The organism is Leisingera aquimarina DSM 24565 (assembly GCF_000473165.1).
Taxonomy (GTDB): Bacteria; Pseudomonadota; Alphaproteobacteria; order Rhodobacterales; family Rhodobacteraceae; genus Leisingera; species Leisingera aquimarina.
On record NZ_KI421504.1, the window covers coordinates 4,208,376 to 4,222,280 of the forward strand.

At 57.0% G+C, this 13,905-nt stretch carries 8 protein-coding genes and 1 pseudogene; 4 read left to right on the forward strand and 5 right to left on the reverse strand.

The window, feature by feature from the left end; translation table 11 throughout:
• Positions 1-181 precede the first annotated feature (181 nt).
• Entirely contained in the window at positions 182-1,120 is a 939-nt protein-coding gene (locus AQUI_RS0125200; protein ID WP_027259992.1) for a LysR family transcriptional regulator, read from the reverse strand.
• A gap of 90 nt (positions 1,121-1,210) precedes the next feature.
• Here AQUI_RS0125200 and AQUI_RS0125205 point away from each other — a divergent pair, with 90 nt between their 5' ends.
• Together AQUI_RS0125205 and AQUI_RS0125210 are read left to right on the forward strand one after the other, a co-directional pair.
• Entirely contained in the window at positions 1,211-2,047 is an 837-nt protein-coding gene (locus tag AQUI_RS0125205; protein ID WP_027259993.1) for a TauD/TfdA dioxygenase family protein, read from the forward strand.
• Between the two features lie 20 nt (positions 2,048-2,067).
• A complete protein-coding gene (locus AQUI_RS0125210) occupies positions 2,068-3,699 on the forward strand; it encodes an arylsulfatase (RefSeq protein ID WP_027259994.1) in 1,632 nt (543 codons plus the stop codon).
• A 387-nt stretch (positions 3,700-4,086) separates the two neighbouring features.
• Here AQUI_RS0125210 and AQUI_RS32125 read toward each other — a convergent pair.
• From AQUI_RS32125 to AQUI_RS29530, 4 genes and pseudogenes are all read right to left on the reverse strand, one after another.
• Positions 4,087-4,224 (reverse strand): annotated as a pseudogene (locus tag AQUI_RS32125) (IS91 family transposase); the annotation flags it as partial.
• A 58-nt stretch (positions 4,225-4,282) separates the two neighbouring features.
• A protein-coding gene (locus AQUI_RS0125215; protein WP_156916806.1) for an IS3 family transposase occupies positions 4,283-5,409 on the reverse strand; the annotation gives its coding sequence in 2 pieces (ribosomal slippage) (positions 4,283-5,145 and positions 5,145-5,409; 1,128 coding nt in all).
• Between the two features lie 357 nt (positions 5,410-5,766).
• Positions 5,767-6,270 carry a DUF995 domain-containing protein gene (locus AQUI_RS30365; RefSeq protein WP_084294516.1) on the reverse strand — a complete coding sequence of 168 codons (504 nt, stop codon included), beginning with the start codon at positions 6,268-6,270 and terminating at the stop codon, positions 5,767-5,769.
• Between the two features lie 122 nt (positions 6,271-6,392).
• Positions 6,393-7,304 carry a calcium-binding protein gene (locus AQUI_RS29530; protein ID WP_027259995.1) on the reverse strand — a complete coding sequence of 304 codons (912 nt, stop codon included), beginning with the start codon at positions 7,302-7,304 and terminating at the stop codon, positions 6,393-6,395.
• 624 nt (positions 7,305-7,928) lie between these two features.
• Between AQUI_RS29530 and AQUI_RS0125230 the strand changes: the two genes are divergently transcribed.
• Together AQUI_RS0125230 and AQUI_RS0125235 are read left to right on the forward strand one after the other, a co-directional pair.
• A complete protein-coding gene (locus AQUI_RS0125230; RefSeq protein WP_027259996.1) occupies positions 7,929-11,348 on the forward strand; it encodes a trifunctional glycoside hydrolase family 18/polysaccharide deacetylase/glycosyltransferase family 2 protein in 3,420 nt (1,139 codons plus the stop codon).
• On the forward strand, positions 11,345-13,903 hold the full coding sequence (locus tag AQUI_RS0125235) for a DUF3131 domain-containing protein (RefSeq protein ID WP_027259997.1): 2,559 nt from the start codon (positions 11,345-11,347) through the stop codon (positions 13,901-13,903). Before AQUI_RS0125230 ends, AQUI_RS0125235 begins: the two co-directional genes overlap by 4 nt.
• Positions 13,904-13,905 lie beyond the last annotated feature (2 nt).

Sequence of the window (13,905 nt, forward strand, 5' to 3'; positions counted from 1 at the left end):
GCACCTTGGCGCAGATGGAACGGAACCAGTCATCGGCAGAATAGGTCAAGCCTCTGATCTTTCACTGTCTTGTTCGATGTGCTGTCGTTCGCATCGTAGGGCCGGACTTTTGCGTTACAAGCGGTGAAATCGGGCTTCGAGCCCATTTTGACCGATGCTACAGAATAGACGAACGACGGCACTACAGAATTACGGATCCTTGGACACCTGTGGTGCCGGAGGTCGAGCTCGACAACCTGCACATCTCTAGAAACCGGTCAATCAGCCCTGTCTGCACTACTTGGCGCGAGCGAGCAATCACCACCCTGTAATGCCCAATGTTTTCCTTGAGCGGCCGCGCAACGATGGTGTCGCCTTCAATAGTGCGGTCCTGCTTGGGCGGGAAGCCCGCAAGCGTGAACCCGAACCCCTTGCCGACGTAAGCCTGAACCAGCTCGCGCGATTGGGACTGGAACGGCACTTCGGGGTGGACGCCCGCGGCCTGCAGCAGTTGCAAGTAACTGGGGCCGGGGCCAGCGGGTGAAACCGCAACGTAAGGCAGACCGGTCAGTTCGGACAGGCTGATCCGGCTTTTCACCGCCAGGGCGTGTGACGCTGACAACAGAACCAGGGGTGGCAGCTCCAAAAGGATTTCAGACTCATGCCGGCGGGAGTCTTCCCCCTGGTCAAAAACCACCAGCGCATCCACTTCGCCAGCATCCAGCGAATCTACCAATGCTGGATAGTCGGCTTCCTTTACTTCGATACGGACGCCGGGATGGCTTTCGCGGAAGGCAAGCACTGCAGGCAGGACGATCCGCTGTGCCAGTGCGTGATGGGTGCCGATGTGGATCCTGCCAGCGCCGCCTGATACGAGATCCGCGGCCTGCCTGTCCAGAGCGTCGGCCTGCGCCAGCAAGGCCTCGGCCTGGGTGGCAAACGTCTCGCCAGCGCGGGTCAGCCGCATGCCCTGTGCCGGAAAGCGGTCGAACAGGGTCAGACCAGTGGCGGCCTCCAGCTTGTCCAGTGCCGAGGCGATGGCTGCGGCAGAGACATTCAGCTGCCGCGCCGCCTGGGCAATACCGCCCTGCCGCGCGGTTTCCGTCAGGTAGGTGAGTTGGCGAAGGGTGAAGCGAACCATGGGAAAAATCTTTCTTTGAGGGAGAATAAATCAGTTTTTCCAGTCTTGGGACAGACCCTATGCTGCCTGCAGGTGACAGCGGAGGATATCATGGACATTTTGCCAATGACCGGTGGGCCGGGCGCTGAAATCCTGGGGGCGGATATCCGCCGCAGCGAGGATTTCAGCGCCATTCGGGACGCATTTGCGGAATACTCGGTGATCGTGCTGCGGGGGCAGACCGCCGGACCGGGGGATCACCTGGCCTTTGCCCGCCGTTTTGGACCGGTGAATGTCAACCGGTTCTTCCGACCGGTCGAGGGGCACCCGGAAATTGCCATGGTGCTGAAAGAGAAGGACCAGACAGAGGCCGTTGGTGAAGGATGGCATACCGATCATTCCTATGATCAGGAACCGGCGATGGGCTCTATTCTTCACGCCATCGAGATGCCGCCCTATGGCGGCGACACGCTGTTTGTCTCCATGGGTGCCGCCTATGAGGCGCTCTCAGAGCCGATGCGCCGGTTTCTTGGTGGTCTGACGGCCGTGCATTCCTCGCGCCATGTGTTCGGCGCCGCCGCGATGGGCAGCGAGGCCGTGAAATCCGGACGTCTGAGCAATACAGAGGCCGCCACCCAGGACGCCCGGCATCCGGTTGTCATCACCCATCCATTGAGCGGACGGCGCGGCCTTTTTGTGAACCCGGTCTTCACCACCCGCATTGAAGGGCTGACCCCGGACGAATCCTCGGCGCTTCTGGCCATGCTCTATGCCCATTGCCAGCAACCCGAGTTTCAATGCCGCGTGCGCTGGCGGGCCGGTGACATCACCATGTGGGACAACCGTGCCACCTGGCACAAGGCGATCAACGACTATCACGGTTTCCGCCGCCTGATGCACCGGGTCACCGTCGAGGGCGGCCCGCTTGCGTCCGCCCCCGCAGCCTGACCCCTGATGAAAGCACAGTTATGACCAACAACAGCCCCCAGACAGGAACCAGCCGGCCCAATGTCATCCTGATCTTGGCGGACGACATGGGATTTGCCGATCTCGGCTGCACCGGGTCGGAAATCCAGACTCCCAACATCGACGCCCTCGCGCGGGGCGGTGTGATGCTGTCTGCGATGTACAATTGTGCCCGCTGCTGCCCCACGCGCGCCTCGCTCCTCACCGGCCTGTATCCTCATAACGCCGGTGTCGGACATATGGGCGCCAATCTGGGCACCCCTGCCTACCAGGGGTTCCTGCGCAACGACAGCGCCACAATCGCCGAGCATCTGCGCGCCAACGGCTATGCCACGCTGATGTCCGGGAAATGGCATGTAGCCGGTGATTTCGAGCCGCGCAGCGTGGACAGTTGGCGGGTCGGAGACGTCGAGCACCCGACCCCGCGCCAACGCGGCTTTGACCGGTTCTACGGGATCATGGACGGGGCCACGCATTTCTTCTCGCCGCATTACATGCTGGAAGATGACAGCCGAGTCGAAACCTTCCCGGATGATTTCTACTTCACCGATGCCATCACCCAAAAGGCCATCGGCATGATAGAAGGTGCGGTGGCTGAGGAGAAACCCTTCTTCCTTTACCTCGCCCACACCGCGCCGCACTGGCCGCTGCATGCCCACCCCGAGGACATCGCAAAATACGATGGCGTCTATGCCAAGGGCTGGGACCATATCCGCACCGCGCGCCACGAAACGATGAACGGCCAAAGCGTGTTCCAGTGCAGCTGGGACATCTCCCGGCGCGACAGCACTGTGCATGGCTGGGAGCAGGAAAAGAACCCGGACTGGGAGGCCAGCAAGATGGCCACCTATGCAGCGATGGTGGACCGCATGGACCAGTCGATTGGTACTTTGATCACAGCCCTGAAACGGCTCGGGCAGTTCGGCAACACGCTGATCCTCTTCCTCAGCGACAACGGCGGCTGCGCCGAGTTCATGGCCGAGGACGGCTGGGCGAAGTTCTACCCGGACAAAACACACGACGGAAAGCAGATCACTATGGGCAATGTGACCGGCCTGCGCCCGGGCGATGCCCAGACCTTCCAGAGCTATGACAAGCCCTGGGCCAATGTCTCCAATGCGCCGTTCCGCCTTTACAAGCATTATGTGCATGAGGGCGGCATCTCGACCCCTCTGGTCGCCCATTGGCCAAAGGGGTTCAAACCGCGCGGCAATGCCCATGCGGCCTGCCATGTGGTCGATATCCTGCCGACTATCCTGGAAGCCGCCGGCGCTGGCTACCAGACCGAGGTGGGCGGACATGAAATTCAGCCGCTGCAGGGGGAATCGCTGCTGGGTCTCTTTCAAGGCAAGAACTGGCAGCGCGAGCAACCGATCTTCTGGGAGCACGAGGGCAACGCCGCGATCCGGCTGGGCCAGTTCAAGCTGGTGCGGCTGCATGGTTACCCCTGGGAGCTATACGACATTGAGGCGGACCGCACCGAGCTAACCGACCTTGCAGGCCGTAACCCCGCCTTTGAGAAGGATCTGATCCGCCAGTACCAGGCCTGGGCGCAAGCCGTCGGCGTGCTGGACTGGACCGAAGCGCTGCCGAAACTGCTGGCGGCATGGAAGATGGAAACCGCAAATGGCTGAAACTGATGGCTAAGCGGCTACTGCTGCGCCCCTAGCAAAAGACAGTTTTGTCGAAGGTTTTTCGATGCGGGCCGCGGCGCATCGGTGGCGTTCGTGTGCAACCCGGCCCGCGTTGAATAACCTGACAAGGAGGAAGCTGCGGGAGGCTGGGCGGCGTCTATGGGGAAAGTATGCTGCGGGTGATTGCGAGAGCCGGTTCTGAGCGCCAGCCAGGCAGGAAGCGCCGGTTTAGAAAGGTTGTCCAGCGGGGTGTGATCATGCGTTCCGTGTGCCGGCGGAGCCGTTGACCGGGTGATTGCGGGCCAGCCACAGGACCGGGCGTACCGGGGGCGTTCCGGAGCACGAATTGGAACCGGGGCAGTCTTCGCGGCGTGGACGGGCGTTTCGTCATGCGGCCTGCTCCCTGGGTGGCGCGCGGCTCATCGGTTTTTGCCCGCGCCGGAAGATTTCGACGATGCGCATCGGGCCGCCGCAGCAAGGGCACGGCTCGCGCAGGGTGAGCGGTACGGTCTCAGCAGTCTCCTGCGTTTCCTGTTCGGCCGGGGTCTGTGAGCGGCCCCGCTTGAGTGGTCCAAGTTGAAAGTTAGTGCATGGTTGGCCTTTGGTCTACCGGAACAATGGCCTCTGGAGCCGGTGGGCGGTAGCCCAGAGCACTGTGTGGTCGTCTGGTGTTGTAGTGTTTTCTCCAACTTTCGATGATGATCTGGGCTTCCCGCAGCGAGTAAAAGACCTCACCGTTCAGCAGCTCGTCGCGCATGCGCCCGTTGAAGCTTTCGCAATATCCGTTCTCCCACGGTGACCCGGGTTCGATGAATGCGGTCTTAGCCCCAACTGCTTTGATCCAGCCTCTGACGGCCTCAGCTATGAATTCGGGGCCGTTGTCAGACCTGATGTAAGCAGGCACGCCCCGAAGAATGAACAGGTCGGTCAGAACATCAATGACCTCGGTCGAGTTCAGCTGCCGCCTCACCCGGGTCGCCAAACATTCCCGACTGTGTTCGTCCAGAATATTCAATGTCCTGAACGCTCGACCATCGTCTGTTCGATGATGCACGAAGTCGTACGACCAGACGTGATTGCGATACTCTGGCCGCAGCCGAACACACGAACCATTGTTGAGCCAGAGCCGCCCTTTCTTGGGCTGTTTCATGGGAACCTTTAGCCCCTCTCGCCGCCATAGACGTTCGACGCGCTTGTCGTTCACCTGCCAGCCTGCGTCTCGCAGCAGAGCGGCAATCCGACGGTAGCCATATCGACCATACTGACGTGTCAGCTCGATCATGTCCTCGACCAGGCGGTCTTCGTCAGCACGCCCAAGTGGCAACCGGCGCTGCGTGGATCGGTGCTGGCCCAAGACGCGGCATACACGGCGTTCGGAAATCTTGATTTGGCTACGCACATGATCGATGCAGGCACGGCGGCGCGAGGGGCTCAGAAGTTTCCCTTTGCGGCCTCTGACAGGATCAGTTTGTCGAGTGTAAGATCTGAAACGGCACGGCGAAGGCGCTCGTTCTCCTTCTGGAGCCGCTTCAGTTCCTTGAGTTGTTCTGTGCCCATTCCGCCGTACTTCTTCTTCCAACGGCAATAGGTTTGTTCCGTCACACTGATCTGCCGAATGGCGTCTATTCGGGGCATGCCTTGCCCCATCAGCACTTCAACCTGCCGTAACTTCGCGACAATCTCTTCAGGCTTGGGTCTCTTAATCGCCATCTATGGCCCTCCGCTTTCCTAATCATAGGGGCGGACCACTTCATTGGGGGAGGCTCAGGCTCACCACTTTCTTTTGTTTCACGCAGACACCACTCATGGGCGACTGACAGTTGATCAACACTGCTGGGCAGCTGTGGATGAAGAGCGATAAATGCAGTTTTAGAGAACTTCCGAGGCATTCTTTAGATCCGTATTCGCCAGCTACAGTTAGCCAAACAGAAAGTACTGTTTGCCATGCACTGTCCCAATACGCCTGCTTTCATAAGAAAAGAAAGCCGAGTCATTCTGCAGTGCGGTTATTACCGAAATTTCACTAGAAAAGTGAAATTCCACCTTATTCGGGAATTTTAATATTAACTACAACCCCAACCTGGATCGCACTTCCAACACATTGCTGTGAAACTTGTACCCCTCCTTCATCCCAGAATACGGCTTTAATCCGGAAAATTTTCCTGCTAATTGCCACCATTCCGATTCATCAGGCCAGCTGCGCCAAATTGTGCCCCAGCGATCGATTACATGGGAAATACACGTTTCATCTCCTGGACTTTCCCCCGCACCGTCTCCATCGGGCCAATACCAGGACAGCTGATGGCACATTCTTCCCTGAGAGTCGATTTTCCACGTGCCTGCCCCTAGGTTTTCACTGTTTTCGCCACACCAGGCGCGGGCTTGTTGATTGGGAGCATAATAAATGCCTCCGGTGCAGTTGTTGGCCCAAATATCCGTGTTTCCAGCGTAGATTTCCGCTATCTTTTGCGGGTCTACAGGCTTGGCACTACGAGGTTTTGGATCTGCCAAAACAAGTGACGGGATTGCGCCCAAAAGGGCAGCGGCCGTTAATTTCGCAGCTAGCTTCATGTAAAACCTCCTAAGGTAAGACCGATGTGGAATACCACGTAGACCATTTACGCGTATTTTTCCTGTTCTCACACGCCCCTCATTGTTTGCCCAGGCTCGCGCAGTAACAGGGGCACCTACCTTCAGAAAAGAAAGTTGGCTCCGTCGTCCAACTGCTCCACGGTCATATTTTGCACAGTGATCGTGACATTTCCGAAATAGACGAGCACGTGATCCCCTTGCTGATCAAAATCCACTTGATCCATGCTGGTGGCGCCGCTTTTCACCCTGATCATATCAACACCAACTTCGAAATCTGTAATGACGTCAGTGTGGTCGTTCGATTTGAATACAAAGATGTCTTCGCCACCGCCTCCGGTGAAAACGTCATCGCTTTGCCCGCCCCTCAGGGTGTCTTTGCCATTGCCGCCAATCAAAGTATCATTGCCCGCCCCTCCGATTAGCTTGTCGTTACCTTTACCTCCCGACAAGATGTCATCTTCAGAGCCGCCTTTTAGCGTATCATTCCCTCTTTCACCGTAAAGGACATCCTGACCGTCGGCGCCCGTCAGTAAATCCCCACCGGTGCCGCCTCGCAGTTCATCGTCTCCACTGCGTCCCTGCAACGTATCACTGCCGGCACCACCGAGTGCGGTGTCGTTACCCGCGCCTAGGCTCACAACGTCATCTCCGGCAAAAGTTTTGATCGCCAACCCAGTACTCACATTCACTGAGATATTGTCATCCCCGGAAAACAGGCTTTGCGAAAGCTGCCGTCCAGTCATCGTCTCGAAATCCGAAAACGGCAGCGAGAATCCTGAAATCGAGATGAGCGGCACCTCGTTGTGAACATAAGATATGGAAAAGATTTCCCAGTCACCCTGATCTGCGCTAGCAAAGTTGCCAGTCAAAGACAGTATGGACCCATCGAGCGCAGTCATCTCGATTCTGGAGCTATCCTGCTCACTGCTTACAGGCTCGGCGAAGTCCTCAAAAGCCAGAAGTCTGATCAGTGACGACGCTCCGTTCAAGCTGCCAATATATGCATTTGCCATAGAATGGGTCTTTCATCTGGATGAACCTTGGTTGACTAAACCGATAGGGTCCCTGATCAGAGAAACAACCTATTTTTAATAAACTTCACAATAACTAAGTTTATTGTTCCAACCTCCTGAATAAAGCGGCCGCTGGACGCGCACTGTCTCCAATACCTGAACTGCACTTAGCCCGCGCTGCCTGCGGACAAGATTCGCGTGGCCTGACAACCGGTGAGAACGCGAACGCGCTGCGGTCTCAGGCCTGGGCTCGCAAACGTTCTGACGGCAGGCAGGAATCAGTTAAAATTCCAGAGCGCGCCCAATCTTTAGGTATTCTACTCAACAATCCGCCGAAGCACGGGGAATTGTCACCCCCATTCGGACTGAATTTGGGAAATTCGACGAAAATTTGAGAAAATTTTGACAAGCAAGTCAGCAGCGCTGAAATTGTCTTCAGTATTGCCAGATCTGCTTGATGTGCGCTGGGGAATTGTGGGGACAGGTCCCGCGCACATTTGACGGCGGTGTTGGCGTTCTTGGGGGTCGGGGGACCGTGGCTTACAACAGTGTCTTTAGGCGCTTGGCAGGTGTGTGCCTGCCCGCCATTTATAAACAGTCCAGCTTCTCTCGGGGGACCGGAATTTGAAGCGTTTTTCCTTTCATCAGGACAAGCTGGAACTCCGCGCGTCGTCAGCAAGGGTGTTCGATGATCCCAAGCGGATCAGAATCCGCCGTGTAAGAGCCGTTCTGATCGCTGTAAGCACGGCCATCCTCTGCTGGGCCATACTTTTTCTGAATGGATCGTTCTCTTTGCAATCGGCCATCCGTGAGCTGAACCCGTTTCTCAGCGGCAGCAGCCAACAGCCTGCCTCCGTAGACGCATACGATTACCGCAACTTGGCACATCTGGCATCCACGGTGCCCTCCCCCCAGGCAAGTGCTGACTGCAGTGCGGACCGCAAACAGCCTTATTTCTCAGCAATGGCAGATACATCCGTACCCCGGGTATACGCACATGTGCCTGTGTCCGCGGAATGGGCTTTCTTATCTCTGGATGACAGCTGCGGCCAAGCTGGGGTCATCGTGCCTGAATGGATCAGCATTATTGAAGAGCAGGGCCGCCCCGCAGTCTCTCTGATCAGCAAAGACACCCGGATTGCTGTTGAGGAATACATTGCAGGCGCGGCTTCCCGCCCGCAGCTGCTGCCCGCCGTGCGGCTCGTTGGCGGCGGGCAGAACGATGAATTCCTTGAAGGGATTTCCGCCCCGGAACAGGCCGAGGCACTTGCTGAAGGGCTGGCAAACGCAGTGGCGGATTTGAACGCGCAGGGCGCCTGCCTCGACTTCACGGGCCTGAAGCCTGAGAAATTCCGGCGCCTTGAACCATTGATGTCGCGTGTGTCCGGGGTATTCCGTGCCCGCGAGCTGACGGCCTGCACCGTTTTCGACGGTAGCCAAACTGTCTGGAAGGACACGGATCTGACGGCGCTTTTTGACCAGGTCATACTGAAACTCTTTCATCAGCCCTGGACAGAATCCGTCCCAGGGCCGGTCTCTCCCTATGGCTGGTTTGAAGACACCGCTGCGCAAGCCGTCAAATTCATTGGAGTGGACAAGCTCGTTGTCGCCATTGGCAGTTTTTCAGTCGAATGGACGTCCGGGGTGAGCAATCCGGAAACTCTCTCCTTTGCAGAAACTATGCACAGGATCGGGACGGCCGGTGCAGACCTGCGTTTCAGTGCCAAGGCTTCAAACAGCATGAGCCGCTACCGTGACGCGCAAGGGCGCCAGCGCAAGATCTGGATGCAGGATGCCGCGTCCGCGTATAATCAGCTGATCCGCCTTAAAGAGCTTGGCATCGCCAATGTCGCAATCTGGTCTCTTGGCATGGAAGACCCGGGGATCTGGAAAATTCTACAGCATCAGAATGACGGCAAAGAAGTTCTGGACACTGCTCTGAAAATTGTAGAGCTCAACAACTACGTGAACTATCAAGGCCAGGGTGCAATGTTCCGCATTGATCAGCGGGCATCGGGCGGCGTGCGCCAGCTTGCATTCGAGACCGGGACCGGCCGGATCAGCAACCAGACCTACAGCCTGTTGCCCAAACCCTACTCCATCGAGCGATACGGCAAGCCCGACACCCGAAAGCTGGTACTGACTTTCGATGATGGACCGCACGAAAAATACACCAAGGACATTCTGGACATTCTACAGCAGGAAGATGTTCCAGGCTCCTTCTTCGTCGTTGGCACAAGTATCATGGATTCTCCCGATCTGGTCGCCCGGATGATGGACGAAGGCCATGAAATCGGAGCCCACAGTTTCTCCCATCCCAGAATGGATCTGATTTCCCAAACCCGCGTCGACCTGGAATTCTCCCTCTTGGACAAAATCCTAGCTGGAGCGGCAGGGCGGAAAACAATGCTGTATCGGGAACCTTTTCAGCGCAGCGGCGGTCCGATCAGCGCCGAGCGGGTCGCCTCTCTGGAAGCAGCCGAAGACCGCGGTTTCGTTATTGCCGGCATGGAAATCGTACCAAAGGACTGGGAAGGCTGGGACAGCAGCCAAATTGCAAACTTCGTGATCGACCAAGTCGAACAGGGAAATGGCAATGTCATTCTACTGCATGATGGCGGGCAGGACCGCACCGCCTCTGTCAACGCGGTCCGCCCAATTATCCGCTCCTTGAAGGAAAAAGGCTATGAATTCACCACGCTGGCCGATCTATTGGGAACCACCCCGGCGGCATTGATGCCGGTGGCCGAGGGCGGTTCACCCGCCTTTGACCGTGTGTCGTTTTCAATGGTGTGGTTTGCGCAGAAATCACTGGTCTTTGTGTTCTGGACGGTGCTCGCAATCGGCCTCCTCCGCTCCACAGGCATTCTGGTTCTCGCACTCATGAACCGCCGTGAAAGGTTCACACCGTTGCAGCGGCAGCCCAAGGTCGCTGTGATCATCCCGGCTCACAACGAAGCAAAAGTGATTGCCCAGAGCGTCGAAAGCGTCCGTGCATCCGGATACAAAAACCTTGAGGTCATCGTCGTGGACGACGGATCGACGGATGACACGCTCATTGAAGTTCTCAAGTTTGGGCACAAAAGCGAAGTGCGCCTCATCTCGCAGCCGAACCAGGGAAAATGGAGCGCCCTGAACCGCGCGATCCTCAGTTGCGACGCTGAATTTGTTGTGTGTATCGATGCAGATACGCAGATCCATAAGAACGCGATAACTCATCTGGTGAAGCATTTCACGGATCCGAAAGTCGGCGCCGTGGCGGGCAAGATCATCGCGGGCAACCGGGTGAATCTCCTTACCCGCCTGCAAGCTTTTGAGTATGCAACCGCCCAGAATATCGAAAGAAAGGCGTTTGACCTGATCAACGGCATTTTGGTGGTTCCCGGAGCTATCGGCGCATGGCGGGTTGAGGCTCTCAGAAAGGCGGGACTGTTCAGTGATGAGACTCTGACCGAGGACACCGACCTAACGATCCAGGTGAACCGCACGGGCTACGCCGTGGTCTTTGAACCCAAGGCAAAGGCCTATACAGAGGTTCCCGAGAAGGTGGGTCAGCTTCTGAAGCAGCGATTACGCTGGTCCTTCGGCATGTTCCAAAGCGCCTGGAAGCACAAAGGGGCAATCATTGATGGCCGGTCGGTGGGATTGATCTCCATTACCGACATGTTTGTGTTCGGCTATGTTTTTCCTCTTCTGGCTCCCATTGCTGATCTCTTTGTAGTCATAATGCTTTACAATCTCGCTGCAGGCGGATGGGCTGCAGAGGTTGGCAACTCGCAGACGGTGCAATCAACGCAGTATCTCTGGGCCTATCTGACCCTGCCGGCAATGGAGCTGCTGATTGCCGCGATTGCCATCTCGTCAGATGAGGATGAAAGCATGTGGTCTCTGTGCCTCTTCCCGTTGCAACGGCTGGTTTACCGCCCCCTGCTGTATTTTTCGGTGATCCGCTCTATCCTGCGTGCCGTAACCGGACACTTAGCCAGCTGGGGTATACAAAAACGGCAAGGCCGGAGTTACAGTTTGGCAGCTGGAAGCACATGAAACGCAGAACTTTCCTGAAATTAGCAGCCGCAAGCGCGGCCCTTTTCCCAGTACCCGGAACGGCCTCATTGCTGCGGGGGCCTCCTGCACAGGCGTTTCAGGTTGCCGCAATCCTCAACGAAGACCTCTCCATACCTCATCTCATTGCGGTCCTCGATGCCTTTGTCGACCGCAGCATTCCTCTTGCATGTGTGGTCGACCCTTTCGGAAAAGATGGACACCCGTTGTCCCCGGAAAGCAAACTGGCACAAGTTATGAACGGCTATCTGCTGGGCAACAGCGGTCTCGACATCGTGCCTTACGTCCACGATTTATCGCTGCTGTCCGAGCATTTTCAGGCCCGGGCAGTTTTTGAAGCTGTATCCGCGATAAAAAGCATGCTCCGCCCTGCGCTTTTGGTTCGAAAATCCGGATTGCCCGTGCAAAGCATTGCATGTGCCGAATATGCAAACCCGAACCCACCCCGCGGTGTGCGCTCTGCAGGTATTCTCAACGTTTTGACCCTGCCTGCCGAGCCCGGCCCGGTCCGCTCGGAAACCTGGGATAATGGTGTTGTGAGGCTGTTCGGCGGCAGCCTGCAAATACTTCAGGAGACCACAGGTCCGGCAAAATTCACAGAACAGGGCTCAGGCCAGAATCTACTTTACCTGTCCGCTAAAGAATTCGCGCAACAGCCACTGAACCGGCTAAAAAAAATTGCCGGTCAATTTACCCGCGCACTTGCAGAGCGGGAGCTCGACGGGGATCTGAGTTTGCTACCGGTTCCGGATATTCAGTTGCGCGACAACTACCGGTTCAAGAAAACGATTTGCTTGCATGTGCTGCATCCGCAAAAGCAAATTCAACCGCAAGTTTCAGCCTATTCCGCATTTACTGCCTTTCTCCAAGAAACCGGGGTCCCCCATTCCACCGGGAGACCTTCGGAAAAAGGGCGCGAAGCCGGGTTTTGGGTTCCAACGGAACTGCCTCTGAAAAGAACCGGTTCCGGCGGCAGCCTGCCCGGTATGTCGCCTATCAGAGCCGGAAGCCCAAGCGACGCAGCACTTCGTACGATTCAGCAGGCTATTCCAGGCATTGGTGTTACATTCCCGGTCACTGACGCCGGAAGACAGGGATTAGGCAGCACGGGAATTTTGCAGATTCCAAAACATGTTGTCAGCGGCGGTGGCGCGGTTCAGGCATTTAATGAAGCGGTGGCCGGTACCGCAGATGCAGCCATATTCTTGCATCCAGACGCTTTCACCTTTCCGCCGGATCGGCGAGCCTTGCAGGACCGGTTGCGCGGCTTGCACATTGACGAGGGGACCCAGATTTTGCATCTGGAACAGTTTGTCCGCGCTCTCGTTCCCGCCGGCCCCCTGCCCTCCCGTCAGAGGAAAACCTCCGCAGCTGCTCCGGAACTGCTGAAGAAACGCCGCCATCCTGCTGTCCTTGGTCGGGAAGAGTTGCTTGAAGATGCCCGAGTGGCCTGGCAGTACTTTGAAAAGTTCTCGGATCCCGCCACCGGACTTTGTCCGGCAACAGTGAATTTTGCACCGGGCGGACGCTACCACAAGGCCGTCACCATGTGGGATGTTGGCAGCCACATCAACGGCTTGGTAGCAGCTCGGCAGATCAGTTTGATAAGTCAACAAGGTTTTGAAACCGCAATCCGCAAAATCCTGCCCAATATCGCGGGCCGGACGTCCCAAAACCGCCACCTGCCACAGGGGTGGATACGCACTGACCGCCGCAAGTGGGGCAACAAGAACTTCGACGGCTCCGACGCAGGCCGGTTGCTCGCTGCCTTGGACAACCTGCGTCGGCACAGCAATTTCGGTGATCAGCTGGAGGAACTTGTTGCCTCCTGGGACCTTCAAAAGGTGATCATCGGCGGCGAAGTCCACTCAGTGGTAAACGGCGAGCTGCAATCATCCTATGTATCGCATAGCGCCCACTATTCCGCCTTGGCCTTCCGACGGTGGGGGCTGGCAGCCAAATCTCCTTATGAAGTACTTTCCGACCGCTCTCCAGCCGACGGCCGCATGGCGCTGCTTGAAGCTGCGTCCAGGATCGGACCATTTGGGGCCGAACCGCTTTTGCTTGAAGCCATGGAGCTGGGGATGTCGAGGGAAAGCGCCTTTCTTGCCGATGTGCTGTTTGCTGCGCAACTGGAAGAATTCCAGGAGACTGGTCGGCTGATCTGCGTATCCGAAGGTCCGATCGATAAATCTCCCTGGTTTCTCTATCAGGGGCTGCAGCTCGATGCTCCCAAGCGCACTTGGGCGTTTGACACCGTCGGCCAAGAGCCGGAGTACCGAACTCCCGAGTTCCGCGAGGAGAACCTTGCTATCAGTAGTAAGGCCGCCTTTCTCTGGTCCGCTTATCAACCTCATGAGTACTCAGAAAAACTCACAAGCTTCACCAGAAATGTCGCTAGAACCGAAAATGGTTTTGCCTCAAGTATCTATTTGAAGAACGAGCAACCAACCGAGACCTATACCGACTTAAACACAAATGGTGTCATTCTACAGGCGATTGCCCACCGCCTTGTCAGCTCAGGCGGGAAGCTCTGAAC